The 2,958-nt window shown below is 66.4% G+C and carries 3 protein-coding genes and 1 pseudogene; 2 read left to right on the plus strand and 2 right to left on the minus strand.

Annotation, left to right across the window (positions count from 1 at the left end; genetic code table 11):
• Nucleotides 1-52: 52 nt before the first annotated feature.
• Entirely contained in the window at nucleotides 53-568 is a 516-nt protein-coding gene (locus ABNS06_RS11790; protein WP_348674796.1) for a hypothetical protein, read from the minus strand.
• Nucleotides 569-655: 87 nt separating this feature from the next.
• On the opposite strand from ABNS06_RS11790, the gene rnd reads away from it, so the two are divergent.
• A complete protein-coding gene (rnd, locus tag ABNS06_RS11795; protein WP_348674797.1) occupies nucleotides 656-1,807 on the plus strand; it encodes a ribonuclease D in 1,152 nt (383 codons plus the stop codon).
• Nucleotides 1,808-1,863: 56 nt separating this feature from the next.
• On the opposite strand, the gene ABNS06_RS11800 is transcribed toward rnd, so the two are convergent.
• Entirely contained in the window at nucleotides 1,864-2,415 is a 552-nt protein-coding gene (locus ABNS06_RS11800; RefSeq protein WP_348674798.1) for an adenylate kinase, read from the minus strand.
• 372 nt (nucleotides 2,416-2,787) lie between these two features.
• Between ABNS06_RS11800 and ABNS06_RS11805 the strand changes: the two are divergent.
• Nucleotides 2,788-2,958, plus strand: a pseudogene (locus ABNS06_RS11805) (diphosphate--fructose-6-phosphate 1-phosphotransferase); the annotation flags it as partial.

Raw genomic sequence — 2,958 nt, forward strand, 5'->3', positions numbered from 1 at the left:
CCATGAAGGTGCCGCAGATGCCGAGAATGTGTACGTGCGCCACCGCGAAACCTCAGGCCAGAGGGATCAGGACGATCCAGATCAGCATCCCCTGCAGGATCGCGAGACCAACGCCGGCGAGCATGTGCACGTCCAGCGCGTTCTTGAGGATGTGCCCGGTGACGATCACGCTCCAGAGCCCCAGCGCCAGCCAGGCGGCCACCGCCGACGACGGCGCCTCGATGGTCGACGCGGCATCCGGATTCTCGGCGAGTTGCTGAAACACCGGCGCGAGCGTGCGCAGCGGAAACAGGGCGAGCACGCCGAGCACCGCCTGGGTGGAGAACAGCGCCGTCAGCGTCTGCACCGCCCGGGGCGTGCGCTCGCGAATCTGCAACATGCCGATCACGAAGCCCACCGACACCAGGGTGGCGACCAGGGTCTGCGGAACCGCGGCCAGCGTCGATGTACCGATACCCAACGAGAGAATGTTGGCGGCGATACTGGCGGCGATGCTGCCACCGAGCAGAGACGTGGAGTACGGCAGATCCTGCGGACCGCAGCGCAACAGCAGCAATCGGCCCAGCATTGAAAGAAATTGAGACATCGTGCGAGGTGAGCACCCCTGCGGGCGAGAACCTATAGTCTATCCGCTCACCGCTCACACGGCACTTGCATGGACTTCCAGCAGATCACCGACGCGGCCGCCCTGGCCGCCTATACCGACAGCGTGCGCGAGGCCACCTCGCTTTGCGTGGACACGGAGTTCATGCGCGAACGGACCTACTGGCCGCAGCTGGCGCTGGTGCAAGTCTGCGCGGACGGAAAATGCGCGGTGATCGACCCACTGGCCTTCGACGCCACCGAGGGCTTGCGCGCGCTGCTGGGCCGCCCCGATCAGATCAAGGTGTTCCATGCCGCCGGGCAGGACATGGAGGTGCTGCATCACGAGCTGGGCATGGCGCCCGCGCCGATTTTCGATACCCAGCTGGCGGCCAGCCTGCTCGGTTACGGCGATCAGATCGGCTACGGCTCCCTGGTCGAGAAAACCCTGGGCAAGGTGCTGCCGAAGGCGTTCTCCCGGATGAACTGGCTGGACCGGCCGATCGATCCCGATGCCATGGAATACGCCGCCGCCGACGTGGTCTGGCTGGAAGGCGCCTACGCGCGGCTTTGCGACGAACTGGAAAAACTCGGCCGGACGGGCTGGCTGGACGAGGAGTTCACCGCGATGGCCCGGCCCGATCACTGGGTGGTGGAACCCGACAACGCCTGGCGCAAGCTCAAGGGTATCCGCAAGCTGCGGCCCAATCAGCGTCAGGTCGCGGCGCGCGTCGCGAGCTGGCGGGAAACCACCGCGCTGGCGCGCAATCTGCCGCGACGCTGGGTGCTCAAGGACGACGTGATTCTCGATCTGGCGCGGCGCAAGCCGAAACAGCGCGGCGAGCTGCAACGCATCCGCGGGCTGGAGGACAAGGCCATCGCCCGCGACGGTGATGCGATGCTCGCGGCCATGGCCACCGACCGGCACTGGCCGGAACTGGAGACCCAGGACGAACGGCCACTGCCGCCCGAAGCCGAACCGGTGGTCGATGCGCTGATGGCCCTGTTGCGGCAGCAGGCGCTGGCGCACCGGATGACCGCCAGCGCCATCGCCGGCCGCGGCGATCTGACCCGTCTTGCCGCCGGCGAGCGCGAACTCGACCTGCTGCGGGGCTGGCGGGCCCGGGTCGCGGGACAAACCCTCGTCGCGTTCCTGGAGGGCGCGCAGACGCTGCGGGTCAAGCCGGGACAACCGCCGATCTTGCAGCTCGCGGACGCCGACTGACGCTCACAAAAAAGCCCGCGACTCGCGGGCTTTCTGCGTACCGGATGGCCCGCCGATCAGACGCCGACGGCCTGTTCGATCCGTCCGAAAATCTCGTCGATCTCACCGACACCGGTCACCGTCGACAGCTTGCCCTGCGCGGCGTAGTAGTTCACCACCGGCTTGGTCTGGCTTTCGAAGACTTCCAGGCGATGCCGGATCGTGTCTTCGGTGTCGTCGGCCCGCTTGCGTTCCAGCAGACGGGTCATGATTTCTTCGTTGTCCACCACCAGGTGCACCGCCTTTTCCAGCGGGCGTCCCAGCTTGGTCAGCATTTCGTCCAGCGCGGCCGCCTGCGTGTGGCTGCGCGGAAAACCGTCGAGAATGAATCCACCGTCGGCGCCCGGCGCTTCCAGCCGCTCGCGAATCATGCCGACGACGATCTCGTCAGCCACCAGTTCCCCGGCTTCCATGGCCGCCTTGGCCTTCAACCCCAGTTCCGTGCCTTCCGCAACGGCGGCCCGAAGCAGATCTCCCGTCGAAATCTGAGGCGCACCGTGCTTTTCCTGCAACTTCGCGGCCTGCGTGCCCTTTCCGGAACCGGGCGCGCCCAGCAATACGATTCGCATGTACTTAGTCCGAATGTCGAATGAGAGGCTTGGGCGCGATTCTGCTGCCGCGCACCAACCAGCCGCGCGGTGGCGGCGAACGGCAACGGTACTCTGAGCGTTCGAGAGGCGTCAATCGACAACTGCCCGCTCGCGGGCCAGCGGCGAGCACGGATTCGTCCGCCAGGTTCGGGAATCTCCTGCCCCGACAAGGGCTTGAGTGAGCAGGCCTTCGCCGCGGGCCTCGCCGTAGGTACGACCAAAGTCTGGAATTTCCTACAACCGGGGACGCCACCCGCCGTCCGGCCCGACGCGAATTCGACCATCGCACAGTCGAATCTCTGCGCGCGATTCGATTATCCTCTTGCGCCACCCACTTCCCAGGAAGCGCCCATGTCCGGGGTGAAAAACGCCCTTTACGCGCAGTCCGGTGGCGTCACCTCCGTGATCAACGCGGCGGCGGCCGGCGTCATCGAGACCGCACGCCGGCACCCGGACAGCATCGGCACCGTCTACGCGGCGAACAACGGCATCATCGGTGCGCTGACCGAGGATCTGATCGAC

Source organism: uncultured Abyssibacter sp., from assembly GCF_964000955.1.
Taxonomy (GTDB): domain Bacteria; phylum Pseudomonadota; class Gammaproteobacteria; order Nevskiales; family OUC007; genus Abyssibacter.